At 74.3% G+C, this 16,032-nt stretch carries 9 protein-coding genes; 4 read left to right on the top strand and 5 right to left on the bottom strand.

Annotation, left to right across the window (positions count from 1 at the left end; all coding sequences use genetic code 11):
- Positions 1–4: 4 nt before the first annotated feature.
- The 3 genes from RWE79_RS25570 to RWE79_RS25560 form a co-directional block, all read right to left on the bottom strand.
- Positions 5–1,420: a dipeptidase gene (locus RWE79_RS25570; RefSeq protein ID WP_475942403.1), complete on the bottom strand. Its 1,416-nt coding sequence runs from the start codon at positions 1,418–1,420 to the stop codon at positions 5–7.
- A 10-nt stretch (positions 1,421–1,430) separates the two neighbouring features.
- Positions 1,431–4,889: an ATP-dependent helicase gene (locus RWE79_RS25565; RefSeq protein ID WP_475942402.1), complete on the bottom strand. Its 3,459-nt coding sequence runs from the start codon at positions 4,887–4,889 to the stop codon at positions 1,431–1,433.
- Positions 4,890–4,952: 63 nt separating this feature from the next.
- A complete protein-coding gene (locus RWE79_RS25560) occupies positions 4,953–7,790 on the bottom strand; it encodes a lysylphosphatidylglycerol synthase transmembrane domain-containing protein (RefSeq protein ID WP_475942401.1) in 2,838 nt (945 codons plus the stop codon).
- 293 nt (positions 7,791–8,083) lie between these two features.
- Here RWE79_RS25560 and RWE79_RS25555 point away from each other — a divergent pair, with 293 nt between their 5' ends.
- Together RWE79_RS25555 and RWE79_RS25550 are read left to right on the top strand one after the other, a co-directional pair.
- A complete protein-coding gene (locus RWE79_RS25555) occupies positions 8,084–8,458 on the top strand; it encodes an MGMT family protein (RefSeq protein ID WP_475946091.1) in 375 nt (124 codons plus the stop codon).
- Between the two features lie 141 nt (positions 8,459–8,599).
- Positions 8,600–11,860: an ATP-dependent helicase gene (locus RWE79_RS25550; protein ID WP_475942400.1), complete on the top strand. Its 3,261-nt coding sequence runs from the start codon at positions 8,600–8,602 to the stop codon at positions 11,858–11,860.
- A gap of 74 nt (positions 11,861–11,934) precedes the next feature.
- Here RWE79_RS25550 and RWE79_RS25545 read toward each other — a convergent pair whose 3' ends face one another.
- Complete coding sequence (locus tag RWE79_RS25545; protein ID WP_475942399.1) at positions 11,935–12,993, bottom strand: ATP-dependent DNA ligase; 1,059 nt, start codon at positions 12,991–12,993, stop codon at positions 11,935–11,937.
- A 56-nt stretch (positions 12,994–13,049) separates the two neighbouring features.
- Between RWE79_RS25545 and ligD the strand changes: the two genes are divergently transcribed.
- Positions 13,050–14,066, top strand: a complete 1,017-nt coding sequence (ligD, locus tag RWE79_RS25540) for a non-homologous end-joining DNA ligase (RefSeq protein WP_475942398.1) — start codon at positions 13,050–13,052, stop codon at positions 14,064–14,066.
- Between the two features lie 33 nt (positions 14,067–14,099).
- On the opposite strand, the gene RWE79_RS25535 is transcribed toward ligD, so the two are convergent.
- A complete protein-coding gene (locus tag RWE79_RS25535) occupies positions 14,100–14,531 on the bottom strand; it encodes a hypothetical protein (protein WP_475942397.1) in 432 nt (143 codons plus the stop codon).
- A gap of 271 nt (positions 14,532–14,802) precedes the next feature.
- Between RWE79_RS25535 and RWE79_RS25530 the strand changes: the two genes are divergently transcribed.
- Positions 14,803–15,681: a glycerophosphodiester phosphodiesterase gene (locus tag RWE79_RS25530; protein ID WP_475942396.1), complete on the top strand. Its 879-nt coding sequence runs from the start codon at positions 14,803–14,805 to the stop codon at positions 15,679–15,681.
- Positions 15,682–16,032 lie beyond the last annotated feature (351 nt).

Genomic DNA, 16,032 nt, shown 5'->3' with positions numbered 1-16,032 from the left:
CCGTTCACGTCTGCTTCCAACTCCCCGTCGCATAAGTCGCGGCGAGGTCGCTCCACAGGTAAGCGGAGGTCTCCACGCCCTTGAGGAGGAGGTCGAGTTCGACCTTCTCGTTCACCGAGTGCCAACCGTCGGACGGCACCGAAATTCCCAGGAACAGCACGGGTACGTCCAGGACGTCCCGAAGGTCGGCCGCCGGACCGGAACCACCCTCCCGGGTGAACCGGATCCCGGTGCCGAAGGCCCGCCCCATCGCGCGCACCACGGACTGCAGCGCCGGGTGGTCCAGCGGCGTCAGGCAGGGGCGGGTCGCGCCCCAGAAGGTGATCTCGTGCCGGATGCCGGCCGGGACACGGTCGGCCACCCACTGGGTGACCAGCCTCTGGATCCGGTCGGTGTCCTGGCCGGCCACCAGCCGGAAGCTCAGCTTCAGCTGGGCCGACGCGGGCACGATCGTCTTGCCGCCGGGGCCCTGGTAACCGCCGTGGATGCCGTTGACCTCGGCGGTCGGCCGGGCCCAGATCCGCTCCAGGGTGGAGTGGCCGGCCTCGCCGTCGGTGGCGTACGACCGGGCCGTACGCAGCCATGCCGCCTCGTCGAAGGGCAGCCCGGCGAAGAGTTCGCGCTCACGGTCCGTCAGCTCGACGACACCGTCGTAGAAGCCCGGGACGGCGACCCGCCGGTCGGCGTCGTGCAGCGCGGCGGCCAGCCGGGCCGCCTCGGTGGCCGGGTTGGGCACCGCGCCGCCGAACGAGCCGGAGTGGATGTCCTGGTCCGGGCCGTACAGGTCGATCTGGCAGTCGGCCAGGCCGCGCATGCCGGTGCAGACGGTCGGTGTGTCCCGCGCCCACATACCGGTGTCCGACACGATCACCGCATCGCAGGCGAGCCGGTCGGCGCGCGCCTCGATCAGGGCGGGGAAGTGCGGCGAACCGGACTCCTCCTCGCCCTCGATCAGCAGCTTGAGGTTGACCGCGGGCGCGGTGCGGCCGGTGGCCGCCAGGTGCGCCCGAACGCCGAGCGTGTGGAAGAACACCTGACCCTTGTCGTCGGCTGCGCCGCGTGCGTACAGCCGGCCCTCGCGGACCACCGGGTCGAACGGATCGGTGTCCCAGCCGTCCTCGCGCGCGGCGGGCTGCACGTCGTGATGCCCGTAGACCAGGACGGTGGGTGCGGCGGGATCCCCGGACGGCCACTCGGCGAAGACGGCCGGGCCGCCCGGTGTGTCCCAGATCTCGGTCACCGGGAAGCCGGTACGGGTGAGCGCGGCCGCCAGCCACTGCGCACTGCCGCGTACATCGGCCGCGCGCTCCGGGTCGGCCGAGACGGACGGGATGCGCAGCCAGTCGGTCAAGTCGTCGATGAACGCGGCCTGGTGGGCCTGGATGTACGTACGGACGGCGCTGTCCGGGGTCGTGCTCATGCGACCGAGCCTATCCGGCCCCGGGGGTCGCCCCGTTGCGCGGGGCACCGCCGGGGGCCCGGTCGTCGTCCAGCAGCAGCCGCTCCAGGGCTGCCCGGCCGGGCAGCGCTGACGGCCGGACGACCTCGCCGGTGCGCACGTAGAGGAAGGCCGCCGAGACCCGGTCCGGCGGCACCTGCCGCTGTTCGGCCCAGGCGATGCGGTAGATGGCGAGCTGGAGGGGATCGGCGGTGGGCGCGCGGTGGGTCTTCCAGTCGATGATCTCGTACGTGCCGGGGCCGGGGCCGCGGTAGACCGCGTCGATCCGGCCGCGGATGACCCGGCCGGCCAGGGTGAGCTGGAAGGGGGCCTCCACGCGGTACGGGGTGCGTTCGGCGTAGGGGGTGGCGAGGAAGGCGTCCTTGAGGGCGGCCAGGTCGCGCTCGTCGGCGATCTCGTCGTCGCCCTCGATGCCGGGCAGCTCCTCAGGGGTGAGCAGGGGCAGCGCCTCGAAGCGGGACTCGACCCAGGCGTGGAAGCGGGTGCCGCGGCGGGCCGCGGGCTGCGGGGGGCGCGGCATGGGGCGGGCGAGCTCACGGGCGAAGCCGTCGGGGTCGGCGGCCAGGCGCATGAGCTGGGAGGCGGTCAGGGTGGGTGGGACGGGGACCTCGCGCACCGTCGCCCGGGCCCGGCGCAGCTCCCCGGCGAGGGCTTCGAGGTCGCGGTCCCAGGAGCCGACGAGCCGGGCCTCCTCGGGGACCAGCCCGGATTCCGGCGTGCGCGGCGCCGGTACGTGGTCGTGGTCGTGGCCATGGTCACGGCCACGGCCACGGCCGTCGGCCAGGTCGTCGAAGGGCGGTTCGGGGGGCGCGGACTCGTAGCGGTCGTCCTGCTCCCCTTCCCTGTCGTCCGGAGGCGGTGGCGGCAGCTCGTCGTCGTCCTCCGGGGGCGGCGGCCAGTCGGGGTCGTCGGCACAGGCGTGGGATTGTGCGTGGGCGTGGACGGGCTCCGGCGTCGCGTCGAGGTGTGCCAGCACCGTCCTGGCCGCCTGGCGGCGCCACTCCAGGGCGGCCGGATCGAGCGGCAGCGGCCAGGCCTGGTCGCCGGCGGCGCCCAGCGACGGGTTCCCGGCCTCCTCGGCGGGCGCCTCGGCCCAGTGCTCGATCTCGCCGTGCCCGGCCTCGCAGTGCTCGCGCAGGGCGTCCAGGAAGTCCGAGGGCCCGAAGGGCTTCTTCTGGGTGGGCCCCCACCAGTGGCCGGAACCGAGCAGCAGCGAGCGGGGCCGGGTGAAGGTGACGTAACCGAGCCGCAGCTCCTCCACGCGGTTGTGGTCGGCCATGGACGTGCGGAAGCCGTCGAGACCGGCCCGGCTCCACTCCGCCACGTCCGGCAGGGTGGCCGCGTCACCGCGCAGCGCGTGCGGCAGCACCTTGGCGTTGGTCGTCCACAGCTCGCGCCCGCGCTCGCTGGGGAAGCCCTTGCGCACGAGGCCGGGGACGGCCACGACGTCCCACTCCAGGCCCTTGGACTTGTGCGCGGTGAGCACCTTGACGGTGTTCTCGCCGCCGGGCAGCGAGCTGTCGAGGCCCTTCTCGTACTGAGCCGCCGTGCGCAGGAAGCCGAGGAAGGCCAGGAGCGTCGCGTCGCCGTCCAGGGAGGCGAAGTTGGCGGCGATGTCGAGGAAGGCGTTGAGGGTCTCGCGCCGCCGCGCGGCCAGCGCGTGCGGCGAGGCGGACAGCTCGACCTCCAGGCCGGTGACGGCGAGCACCCGGTGGAGTACGTCCATCAGGGGATCGGCCAGCGCCCGCCGCAGATCCCGTATCTCGGTGGCCAGGCGGGCGAAGCGCACCCGGGCCTCCGGCGAGAACGGCAGCCGGTCCCCCGGCTCGCCCGCGACGAAGGTCTCCAGGGCGTCGGCGAGCGAGATCACCTCGGCCGGGTCCGTGCCCTCCACGGCCGCCGCCAGCCGGTCCTGCGCATCCCCCCGGCCCGGCACCAGCAGCCGGGCCCGGCGGCCCAGCAGTGCCAGGTCCCGCGCCCCGATCCGCCAGCGCGGGCCGGTGAGCAGCCGTACGAGTGCGGCGTTGGCGGTGGGGTCGTGCAGCACCTCGCACACCGCGACCAGGTCGGCGACCTCGGGCAGATGCAGCAGCCCGGACAGGCCGACGACCTCGACCGGGATGTCCCGCTCGACCAGCGCCGCGTGGATGTCGGCGAAGTGCGAGGTGGTGCGGCACAGCACGGCGATCTCGGCGGGCTCGGTGCCGGTGCGCACCAGATGGGCGACCGAGTCGGCGATCCAGCCGATCTCCTCCGCCTGCGTGGGCAGCAGCGCGCACCGCACCACGCCGTCGCGCTCGGCGCCGGGCGCGGGACGCAGGGCCTCGACGCCCTCGTGGCGCTCGCGCAGCTCGGCGGCCAGGCCGTTGGCCAGGTCGAGGAGCCGCCCGCCGCTGCGCCGGTTCTCCGACAGGGAGAAGCGGGCGGCCGGGGTGCCGTCGGCGCGCGCGAAGTGCGTGGGGAAGTCGTCGAGATTCGCCACGGACGCGCCGCGCCAGCCGTAGATCGCCTGGCAGGGGTCGCCGACGGCTGTCACCGGGTGACCGGTGCCCTCCCCGAACAGCCCGGCGAGCAGCAGCCGCTGGGCCACCGAGGTGTCCTGGTACTCGTCCAGCAGCACGACCCCGTACTGCTCGCGCAGGATCCCGCCGACCTCGGGGCGGGTGCCGGCCAGGGTCGCCGACAGCGCGATCTGGTCACCGAAGTCCAGCAGATCGCGGCGCCGCTTCTGCTCCCGGTACGCGGCCGCGAGCCCGGCGAGGTCCTGGCGGGCCCGGATCGCGGTCGTGACCTCCCTGGCCCAGGCGAATCCGCGCCGCGCGGGGTCGATGTGCTCCAGCCGGGCCGCCAGTTCGCCGTCGTGCGCGCGCAGGCGGTCCAGCGGCACCAGGTGCTCGGCGAGTTCGCCCTCCAGCGCGAGCAGGTCACTGACCAGGGTCGGGATGCCCTTGGTCAGGGCGGGGAACGGGCCCGGCGCGGCGCGCAGCACCTGGGCGGCGAGCTGGTAGCGGGTCGCGTCGGCCAGCAGCCGGGAGGTGGGCTCCAGGCCGATCCGCAGGCCGTGCTCCTTCAGCAGCTGCCCGGCGAAGGCGTGGTAGGTCGAGATCTGCGGTTCCCCGGGCACGTGCTCCGGGTCGGCCGGGTCGGGCTCGGTGACCCCGGCCCTGAGCAGGGCCTTGCGCACGCGCTCCGCCAGCTCGCCGGCCGCCTTGTTGGTGAACGTCAGCCCGAGGACACGCTCCGGCGCGACCTGGCCGGTACCGACCAGCCAGACCACCCGGGCCGCCATCACCGTGGTCTTCCCGGAGCCGGCGCCGGCCACGATCACCTGCGGGGCGAGCGGCGCGGTGACGCAGGCCAGCTGCTCCGGGGTGAACGGGATGCCCAGCAGCTCCTTGAGCTGCTCGGGGTCGGTGATACGGGAGGCCACGGGAGTGAGGCTATCGGGCGGGTCCGACACCGCGGACAAAACCTCCCGCCGGACGGCGGCGGCCTACAGCTCCCCCTTGCGTGTGAGGTGGGTGAAGGACAGCCAGCCCGGCAGCACCGGCAGCCAGAAGGTCAGCAGCCGGAAGAGCAGTACGGCCGGGGTCGCCACGTCGTTGCCGAGCCCGGCCAGCACCAGGGCGGCGGTGGTCGCGGCCTCGATCGCGCCGACGCCGCCGGGGGTGGGCACCGCCGATCCGACCGCGTTGGCCGTGAGGAAGACCACAGCGACGCTGGCGTAGCTGAGGTCGCCGCCGAAGGCACGTACGCACGCGTCCAGGCAGATGACGTTGACGAAGGTGAGGGCGAGCGTGCCGCCGATGCCGGTGATGAGCTTGGCGGGCCGCTGGAGCACGTCCAGCATGCGCGGGATGACCCCGGCGAACAGCGACCGCACCCGGGTCGAGACGAACTTGCGCAGCGCCGGGATCGCCGTCACCACCAGCACCAGCACGCCCGCCGTGAGCAGTCCTGCCATGACGGTCCGCGACGGCGACAGGGAGGGCGTCTTCTCGGTGCCCGTGATGTAGCCGAAGACCAGCAGCAGGCTGATGTGCGAGCCGAGGCCGACCAGCTGGGAGGCGCCGACGCTGGCGACCGCCAGTCCGGGCCGTACTCCGGCCTTCTGCAGATAGCGCGTGTTGAGCGCCACGCCGCCGACCGCCGCCGGGGCGACCAGTTTCACGAACGAACCCGCGACCTGCGCGAGCACGGTTTTGACCAGCGACAGCCGTTCGGGCACGAAGCCGGCCAGCGAACAGGCGGCGGCCACATAGCTGAGGGCGGAGGCCACCAGGGCCACGGCGGCCCAGGCCCAGTCCGCCTCGGCGATGGCGTCCGTCAGCGGCACCCGGCTGATCTGGGACAGCAGGTAGTAGACGGCGATGGCGCCGGCGATGAAGGTGATGAGGGTGCGCGGCTTGATGCGCTCCAGACGGACCGGCTCGACCGGGGCCTGCGGCCGGATGAGCAGCATCTCCTGGCGGATCCGGGAGAGCAGGTCCTCTTCGTGGGCCTCGTCCAGCGCCGCTTCGATCGCCTTGCGCTCGGCCTGTTTGACGGCCTTGGGGTCCAGGTCCTGTGCCTCGGCCGACAGATCCTTGCTGGCCTTCGTCGCGGCGAGGACGGCCTCGCGCTCGCGCTCCCCCCGCTCGCGCGCGAGCTGTTTGAGCATGGCCCGGGTGGTCCGGCTCAGGGCGATCGGCTGGAGCAGCGGCAGCGAGTCGGCGACGCTGTCGGGCCCGAGCACGGCCACCCCCGAGGCGACCGCGCGTTCGGGACCCACCCGCAGCGCCAGCGTGGCCAGCAGCTGCGCGATGTCCATGCGCAGCACGATGTCGCCGGCCGCGATCTCCCCGCCGCGCAGGTCGGTGAGGAAGACCGTGCCGGAACGATCCACCAGAAGCGACTCGCCGATCAGGCGGCGGTGCGCGATACGCCGCGACTGCAGCGCCCTGACCTGCTCCCAGGCGCCGAGCAGAAGCTCGTCGGAGACCGCCTCGTCGGGCAGCGCGTCCAGGGGATGGCCGCCGATGTGCTCGTAGACCAGCATCACCGCGTCCGGGCCGAGCTCGGAGGTGGCGATCAGCTTCGGGGCGTTCGCGCCCGCGGCGATGGCCGCGTAGGCGAGCAGCGCCTCCTGCTCCAGTGCCTGGCGCAGGGACTGCAGGCTGCGCCGCTGGGTGATGCCGCGCAGCGCCAGGCGGCGCCATACGCGGTAGAAGAAGCCGTGCGCCTGCTGCTCGCGGTCCACCACCGTCACGTCCAGCGGCGGGCCGCTCTCCAGGGTGACGAGGTAGCGGCGGCCGCGCTCGGAGTCCGGCGACTCGGGGAACTCCTCCTCGCCCCGGACGGCGGTCAGCGGGGCGAAGCCGACCCTGCGCAGGCCGGCCAGCAGGTGCTGGCCGGTCGGGCGGACGTTGGGCGAGCCGACCGCGTAGAGGGTGCCGTACGCGACGGTCCAGCCGATCAGGACCGTGGTGACGATCGAGAACGGGGTCGTGTAGCCGCCCACCAGGACGGCGAAGGCGTCCAGGATCAGTACGCACCACAGCGCGACACGCCAGCGTGGACGACGGGCCATGCCGACGGCCGTCATATAGGCGATGACGGGCGCCAGATAGCCGTGGACGGGGTCGGTGATCCCGCCGCTGGGCGCGTCGCGGGTGAGCGCGTCCCGGATCGCGGCGGGGGCGGCGTCGGAGACCCACAGGTCGGTGGCGAGCGAGACGCCGTGCGCGAGCACGGCCGCGAGGACGCCGTCCGCGATGCGCAGACCGTCCCGCTTGATCAGGCGCTCGATCGCGAAGGCCACCGGCACGATCAGTACCGCCACGCTCGCGGTGAACCCGGCGAAGGCGATCAGCGGTTCGGGGGCGTGCGTGGCGCCGTCCGCGATGTCCTGCTCGACCCCGGAGGTCGTCGCGTGCGCGAAGCCCGCGATCCCGAGGACGACGGCGATGCCCAGCATGCCGAAGAGGAAGCGCATGAGGTCGACGGGACGGTGGACCCGGGCCGGCAGCAGCGGCTCGTCGCGCGCGACGGGGTCGGTGTGCGCGATGCCCGCGGCGCCGGGCGCCACGGGGCAGCGGGGAAGGGGCTCGCCCGGCCCGCCCTCCGGGACTGCCGGGTCCGCCGGGGCTGATGTGCCTGCCGGGGCTGATGTGTCCGATGTGTCCGGGCTGCCGGGTCCGGGCGGCGGAGGACCGTCACCGTCACCGCGACCGGCGCCTTCGGCGTCGCCGCCGGCCGGGGCCGGGGCCGCGGGGTCGCCGTCCGGCCCGGGGGCCGTCGTGCCGGTGCCTGTGCCGGCGCCGGTGCCCGTGCTGGTTCCGCTGTCGGTCACGGCGTCGCTGTCCGTCCCGTGCGCGGCGGCCGGGGCACCGTCCGCCGGTGGTCCTGCCGCAGGTGCGGCCACGTGCGTCTGCGCAGGCCGAGGCGCGCGGGGGGCCTCGGCCGCTCCCGCGTCGTGCTCACCGGTCGTCGCCTTTTGATCTCGTATCACCAGTCACCTGCCCGGATGATGGTGGCATGAGCCGTCGGCCCATGGGCGCACGAGGGGGCAATTCGCAGGTCGTGCGCAGGTCGCGGCCGTCCGCCGGACCGGGCGGGGGCCCGTTGTCGGTGGGCTGCGGCAGGATGGGCGGGGTGAGCGAGGAACACATGCCGGATTACGCGGAGAAGGTGCTCGCGGTCACCGAGGGGATCCCGCCCGGCAGGGTGATGACCTACGGCGACGTGGCCGAGTGGCTGGGCGAGGGCGGCCCCCGCCAGGTGGGGCGGGTCATGGCGCTGTACGGAGGCGCCGTCCCCTGGTGGCGCGTGGTGCGGGCCGACGGCGGGCTCCTGCCCGGACATGAGCTGGAGGCCCTGGGCCGCTACCGGGCGGAGGGCACGCCGCTGCGCGCGGCCTCCCGCACCACGGAGGGGCACATACCGCGCCTCGACATGCGGCGCGCCCGGTGGGACGGAGCCGGGACGGCCGCGGCGGACCGCGCCGGGGCGGGTGGCTGACGGGGACCGGAGAAGACTCACACCATCCAGCTTCCGCCATCCGCCCCCGGTCCATGCGGACGGCCGTCCGTACGGAGTACCGTCGGCACCCGCGACGGCACCAGACGAAGCACACGAGCACCCACAGAACCGGCGAACCACGTGACCACCTCCTCCTTCACCACCCGAGCGGGGACCGGCACGCGAACCGGCGGCTACCGACTGCTACGGACCCCTCCGGCGCCGGTGACGCCCCCTGTTCTGGACGCGGCCCAGCGCGCGGTGGTCGGACATCCCGGCGGCCCGCTGCTCGTGCTGGCCGGGCCCGGCACCGGCAAGACCACCACCCTGGTCGAGGCGGTCGCCGAGCGGGTGCGGCGCGGCACCGATCCCGGCCGCGTCCTGGTGCTCACCTTCAGCCGCAAGGCCGCCGTCGAGCTGCGCGACCGGATGGCGGCCCGGATGGGGTACGCGGCCGGCGTCGTGGTGCCGACCGCCACCACCTTCCACTCCTTCTGTTACGCCCTGGTCCGGGCCCACCAGGATCCCGAGCTGTTCGCCGATCCGCTGCGCCTGATGTCCGGCCCCGAGCAGGACGTCTTCGTCCGGGAGCTGCTGGCCGGGCAGGCGGAGCTGGAGCGCGGGGGCCGCTCCGAGGTGCGCTGGCCGGACGAGCTGCGGGCCGCGCTCACCACCCGCGGCTTCGCGGACGAGGTGCGGGCGGTGCTGGCCCGCAGCCGCGAGCTGGGACTGGACGAGCGGGCCCTGGCGGACTTCGCGGCCCGGGCCGGCCGGCCCGACTGGGCGGCGGCGGCGGACTTCCTCGCGGAGTATCTGGACGTCCTGGACCTGCGGGGAGTCCTGGACTACGCCGAGCTGGTGCACCGGGCCGTGCTGCTGGCCGAGCGGGACGAGGTCGCGCGGGTGCTCGCCGGGCAGTACGAGGCGGTCTTCGTCGACGAGTACCAGGACACCGACCCGGCGCAGGTCCGGCTGCTGCACGCGCTGGCCGGCGGCGGCCGCACGCTGGTGGCGTTCGGCGATCCCGACCAGTCCATCTACGCGTTCCGGGGTGCCGACGTGAACGGCATCCTCGGCTTCCCCGACGCCTTCCCGCACCGCGACGGCCGCCCCGCCGACGTGCGCGTACTCAATGTGTCGCGCCGCTCCGGCGTCCGGCTGCTGGCCGCCACCCGGCTGCTGACCGCCCGGATGCCGCTCACCCGGCTGCCGTCCGCCGCCGTCCGTGCCCACCGCGAGCTGACCCCCGTACGGGACGGCGGCGCGGTGTCGGTCCGTACGTATCCGACCGCCGGCGCCGAACTCGAAGGCATCGCCGACCTGATGCGCCGGGCCCATCTGGAGGACGGCGTGCCGTGGCGGGACATGGCGGTGCTGCTGCGGGCCGGCGCCCGCTCCATCCCGGGGCTGCGCCGGGCGCTGACCTCGGCCGGGGTGCCGGTCGAGGTGGACGGCGACGACCTGCCGCTGCACCAGGAACCGGCGGTGGCACCGCTGCTGCTGGCGCTGCGCGTCTGCGCGGACGGCGAGGCCGCGGTCGGTGTCGAGGACGCGCTGACGCTGCTCACCTCGCCGCTCGGCGGGATGGACGCCGCCGACCTGCGCCGCCTGGGCAGGGCCCTGCGGGAGGAGGAGCGGACTGCCGGGCGGCCCGTGCCCAGGCCCTCCGACGTGCTCGTCGCCGAGGCGCTGACCGAGCCGGAACGGCTGGCGGCCCACGACCCCGCGTACGCCCGGGGCGCGCAGCGGCTCGGCGCGCTGCTGCGGACCGCGCGCGGCCTGCTGGACGACGGCGGCACCGCCGAGGCCGCGCTGTGGGCGCTGTGGGACGGCACCCCGTGGCCGGCCCGGCTGGAGCGGTCCGCCGCGAGGGGCGGCGCCGCAGGACGCAACGCCGACCGGGATCTGGACGCCGTCTGCGCCCTGTTCGAGACCGCCGGCCGGGCCGAGGAACGTACCGGCGGCCGCGGCGCCCTCAACTTCCTCGACGAACTGGACGCGCAGGACATCGCCGCCGACGTGCTGACCCGGCGGGCGGTGCGGCCGGACGCCGTACGGCTGATGACCGCCCACCGCTCCAAGGGCCTGGAATGGCGGCTGGTGGTCGTGGCGGGGGTGCAGGAGGGGCTCTGGCCGGATCTGCGGCGCCGCGGCTCGCTGCTGGAGGCCGACCGCATCGGCCGCGACGGTCTCGCCGAACCACTGCCGGCGGGCGCGCTGCTCGCCGAGGAGCGCCGGCTGTTCTACGTCGCCGCGACCCGGGCCCGGGAACGGCTGGTCGTGACGGCGGTGAAGGCCCCGGCCGAGGACGGCGACCAGCCGTCCCGCTTCCTGACCGAACTGGGCGTCGAGCCGGTCGACGTCACCCAGCGGCCCCGGCGGCCGCTGTCGGTCGCCGCGCTCGTCGCCGAGCTGCGCGCCACCACCGTCGACCCCGCCGCCTCACCCGCGCTGCGCGACGCCGCCGCCCGGCGGCTGGCCCGGCTGGCGGCGCTGGAGGACGGCGGCCATCCCCTCGTCCCCTCCGCCCACCCGGACCGCTGGTGGGGGCTGTACGAGCCCACCCGCTCCGGTGTGCCGCTGCGCGACCGGGAACAGCCGGTGGCCCTGTCGGGCAGCGCCCTGGACCAGCTCGCCAACACCTGCGCCCTGCAGTGGTTCCTGGGGCGCGAGGTCAAGGCCGAGCCGCCGTCCAGCACCGCCCAGGGCTTCGGCAACGTCGTCCATGTGCTGGCCGACGAGGTCGCCTCCGGGCGGACCGCCGCCGATCTGGACGTCCTCATGGAACGGCTGGACTCGGTCTGGGACGGCCTGGTCTTCGACGCGCCCTGGAAGTCCCAGCAGGAGAAGGAGAACGCGCGAGCCGCCCTGGAGCGCTTCCTCCACTGGCATGTGCGCGAGCGCGGCGGCCGCACCCCGGTCGCCTCCGAGCACCCCTTCGAGGTGACCCTGGAGGCGGGCGACGTCGAGGTGCGTATCCGCGGCAGCATGGACCGGGTCGAGACCGACGCCGAAGGGCGGGCCTACGTCGTCGACTTCAAGACCGGCCGCGCGAAACCCACGGCCGCCGAGGTCGAGCGGCATCCCCAGCTCGCCGTCTACCAGCTGGCCGTCCGCGAGGGCGCCGTCGACCCGCTGTTCGCGGACACCCGTCCCGAACCCGGCGGTGCCGAACTCGTCCAGTTGCGCATCGGCGCCGCGCGGCGCGACGGCGGCGACGCGCTGCCCGCCGTCCAGGCCCAGGAGCCGCTGTCCGGCGAGTGGGTCGGCGACCTGCTCGCCGACGCGGCCGGGCGGGTCCTGGACGAACGCTTCACGCCCTCCGCCGGCCAGCACTGCGCGCACTGCGCGTTCCGCGCGTCGTGCAGCGCGCGCCCGGAGGGCCGGCACGTCGTGGAGTGACCCCGCCCCCGGGCATCGGGCCGGCGGCCTGGCTGCCGGTCGTCACGCAGTCACGCAGTCACGCAGTCACGCAGTCACGCCAGGATCCTGCCGAGGTCGAAGCCGACCGGCTCCTCCAGTTGCGCGTAGCCGCAGTCGGCGGGGTCGCGGTCGTCGCGCCAGCGGCGGAACCGCACGGTGTGCCGGAAGCGGTCGCCCTGCATGTGGTCGTAGGCGACCTCCACCACCCGCTCGGGGCGCAGCGGCACCCAGGACAGGTCCTTGCCCGCGCTCCAGCGGCTCTGCGCACCGGGCAGCCGGCCGCCCGCGTGGGCGTCGGCCTCGGCCCACGCGGCCCAGGGGTGGCCCTGGGCGGACGGCATGCGCAGCGGCTCCAGTTCCCCGATCAGCGCGGCCCGGCGGGCCATCGGGAAGGAGGCGCAGACGCCGACGTGCTGGAGGCGGCCTGCGGCGTCGTGGAGGCCGAGGAGCAGCGAGCCGACGACCGGGCCGGACTTGTGCAGGCGGTATCCGGCCAGGACGCAGTCGGCGGTGCGTTCGTGCTTGACCTTGATCATGACGCGTTCGTCCGGCCGGTAGCCGAGGTCGGGGCGCTTGGCGACGACGCCGTCCAGTCCGGCGCCCTCGTACTGCTCGAACCACTGCCTCGCGAGGTCGAGGTCGGTGGTCGCGGGCGCGATGTGCACCGGGGGCCGGGCGGGGCCGACCGCGTCGACGAGGGCCTGGCGGCGCCAGGTGAGCGGATCGGCCATCAGGGAGGCGTCGCCGAGGGCCAGCAGGTCGAAGGCGACGAAGGAGGCGGGGGTGCGTTCGGCCAGCGTACGGACCCGGGAGGCGGCGGGGTGGATGCGCTCCAGCAGGGCGTCGAAGTCCAGCCGCCCGCCGGTGGCGATCACGATCTCGCCGTCGACCACCGCCCGGGCCGGCAGCCCTTCCAGGACCGCCTCCACCACCTCGGGGAAGTACCTGGTCAGCGGCTTGCCGGTGCGGCTGCCGATCTCCACCTCGTCCCCGTCGCGGAACACGATGGCCCGGAAGCCGTCCCACTTGCCCTCGTACAGCATCCCCGGCGGGATCTTCGCCGCCGACTTGGCGAGCATCGGCTTGACGGGGGGCATCACCGGCAGGTCCATGATCCGATTCTGCGCCCGACAGGCGCGGCCCGCCCGCCGGACCTACCGTGGGCGGCATGGGCGAAGCCATCGAACTGACGGTCGGCGGGCGGTCGGTCAGGCTGTCGAATCCGGGCAAGGTGTACTTCCCCGAGCGGGGCTTCACCAAGCTGGACGTCGCCGAGTACTACATCGCCGTCGGGGACGGCGTCCTGCGCGCGCTGCGCGACCGGCCGACGACCCTGGAGCGGTATCCGGACGGGGTGACCGGCGAGTCGTTCTTCCAGAAGCGGGCGCCCCGGAACCTCCCGGACTGGATCCCCACCGGCCGGATCCGCTTCCCCAGCGGCCGGCACGCGGACGAGATCTGCCCGACCGAGACGGCCGCGGTCGTGTGGGGCGCCAACCTGGGCTGTCTGACCTTCCACCCCTGGCCGGTACGGCGGGACGACCTGGAGCACCCGGACGAGCTGCGCATCGACCTCGACCCGCAGCCGGGAACGGACTACACCGACGCCGTACGCGCCGCGCACGAACTGCGCGCGCTGCTGGAGGAGCTGGGGCTGCGCGGCTGGCCGAAGACCTCTGGTGGGCGGGGCCTGCACGTCTTCGTACCGATCCACCCCGAGTGGGACTTCGTCCAGGTGCGGCGGGCGGCCATCGCGATCGCGCGGGAGCTGGAGCGGCGGATGCCGGAGCGGGTGACCAGCAGGTGGTGGAAGGAGGAGCGCGGCGAGAAGATCTTCGTCGACTACAACCAGACCGCCCGCGACCGCACCATCGCCTGCGCCTACTCGGTCCGCCCCCGGCCGCACGCCCCCGTCTCCGCCCCGCTGCGCTGGGAGGAGGTGCCGGACGCCCGCCCGCGCGACTTCGACCTGGGCACGATGCCGGCGCGCTACGCCGAGGCCGGTGACGTCCACGCCGGGATGGACGAGCCGGCCGCGCTCTGCCGCCTGGACGCCGTCCTGGAGCTCGCCGCCCGCGACGAGCGCGAGCACGGCCTCGGCGACCTGCCCTATCCCCCGGACCACCCCAAGATGCCGGGCGAGCCGCTGCGGGTACAGCCGAGCCGGGCCAGGCGCACGCCGTAGCGCGCCCGGTCCGGCCCGGGGTGACGCGGTGGATCAGTGGTTCCACTGATTGCCGCGGTCACGGTCACGGTCACGATCGCCGCCACGGCCGTGGTCACGGCCGTGGTCACGGTCACGGCCGTGGTCGTTGTCGTTGTCGCAGTCATCGCCGTCGTGGCGGCCGTGGTCGTTCCAGTTGTCGCTCCAGTTGTCGTCCCAGCCGTTGCCCCAGCCGTTGCCCCGGTCGTGGCCCCAGTCGTTGCCACGGTTGTTGCCCCGGTTGTTGCCCCGGTTGTCACCGCGGTTGTCGCCGCGGTCGTCATGACGCCGGTCGCCGCGGGAGTCGTGGCCGTGGTGGGAGTGACGGCCGTGGTCGTGACGGCCGTGGTCGCAGTCGTGGGCCATGGCGGGGGCGGCCGAACCGACGATCGCGGTGAGAGCCGCGGCGCCGATCGCGCCGGAGGCGAGCAGACGACGGATACGCATGGATGTCTCCCTCGGAGAGGACGGGCGGTACGCTTCACAGAGTTACCTCTCGTCACACGATGTGCACGTCTGATGGTCCGAACGGAGCGTGTCGCCGCCCCGGGGCCACTCCCGCCCGAGCCCGGAGGGGATCCCTCGTCCGGGTGAACCGCATGACGATATGCAGCCGCGCATTCACCCACACGGCCTACTGGGATCGCCGCTCCGACTGCGTTCTGTCACGCTCTGCTGACGTAGTGAAGTCAGAGGTCAGCAGAGGTGAGGAGCTTTTATGCCCCGACGCAGCCGGATCGCCGCGACCGCGGTGGCCTCGATGCTGGCACTGGCGCCCTTCGGTCTCCCGGCCGGACCGGCACACGCGGAGGAGGGCACCACGACGGTCTACGCGCACCGGGCGGGGGCCGCGTACGCACCGGAGAACACCCTCGCCGCGATCCGCAACTCGCACCGGCTGGGCGTCGAGTGGGTGGAGAACGACGTCCAGCGCACCAGGGACGGGCAGTTGGTCGTCATCCACGACACGACGCTCTCGCGGACCACGAACGTCGAGAAGCTCTATCCACGCCGATCGCCGTGGCGCGTCGCCGACTTCACGCTCAAGGAGATCAAACGCCTGGACGCGGGCGGCTGGTTCGGCAGGAAGTACGCGGGAGAGCGCGTCCCCACCCTCAAGCAGTACCTGGGGCAGCTCGACAGAACCGGACAGGGCGTACTGCTGGAGCTGAAGCAGCCCCAGCTCTATCCCGGTATCGAGTCGCAGACCCTCGCCGTGCTGCGCGACGACGGCTGGCTGGACCACCACCACGTCACGCGCAAGCTGGTCGTGCAGAGCTTCAGCGCCGCCGCCCTGCGCACCACGCACCGCCTCCGGCCGTCCGTGCGCACCGGCTACCTCGGCACCCCGGACGCGGCCGAACTCGGCAGGTACGCGGCCTTCGCCGACCAGATCAACCCGGCCGAGTCCACCGTGAACTGGACGTACGTCAACGAGGTGCACGACATCCGCGGGCCGCACGGGGCGGCGCTGCGGGTCAACGCCTGGACGGTGGACGACGCCGGGGCCGCCGCGCGACTGATCGCGTTCGGGGTCGACGGCATCATCACCAACAAGCCGGACGTGATCGAGGACGCGGTGGACTGGGGCATCTGACGGTCAGCCGACCGCCCGCCCCTCCCGCACCGGGCCCAGCAGGCGGACGAGCCGGGCGGGTTCCTCGACGCGACGCCGGCCGGGGTGATGCCGACGATGTTGCGGCGCCGGCTCAGGCGCCCGGCAGTGGCGGTTCGGGGGGCCGCCGCACCGGCGTCGACCGCCGCTACGTCGTCGGAGCCGTGGGCGAACCAGCCGACGCCCACCTGGTGCGGCGCGTCCCCGACCCCGTCGCGACTGGGGCATGGGGGTCGCGCCGGAGCGGGTCGCCGCGCACGCGCCGGAGCGGGTGGCCGCTCGGCCAACCGGCCTGGATCGCAGAGAAGTTCACCGAGTGGACCGACCCGGCCT

The sequence above is a fragment of the Streptomyces sp. RLA131 genome, assembly GCF_056270125.1.
This window is presented reverse-complemented; position numbering and strand designations above follow the sequence as displayed.